We start from the raw sequence: 256 nt of genomic DNA on the forward strand, positions 1-256 counted from the left end.
GGCGCGCCGACCGGCATCACCATGAATTCCTGAAAATCGATCGGGTTGTCGGCATGCTCGCCGCCGTTGATGATGTTCATCATCGGCACCGGCAAGCACGAGGCGGTCGAGAAGCGCGACGGCGACAAGAGCCGCTGGGGCGGCAAGGGTGTGGACGACGCGATCGAGGCGGTGAACGACGAGATCGCCGACACCGTGCTGGGCATGGACGCGGAGGATCAGGCCGATCTGGACCGCGCGATGATCGAGCTGGACG

Annotated in this window: 2 pseudogenes; one reads left to right on the forward strand and one right to left on the reverse strand. The window is 65.2% G+C overall.

The window, feature by feature from the left end:
- A pseudogene (locus AC0IYH_RS32590) lies at positions 1-95 on the reverse strand (hypothetical protein); the annotation flags it as partial.
- Between AC0IYH_RS32590 and eno the strand changes: the two are divergent.
- Positions 73-256, forward strand: a pseudogene (eno, locus tag AC0IYH_RS32595) (phosphopyruvate hydratase); the annotation flags it as partial. The pseudogenes AC0IYH_RS32590 and eno sit on opposite strands and share 23 nt — an antisense overlap.

Source organism: Pseudomonas sp. AC463 (genome assembly GCF_979253585.1).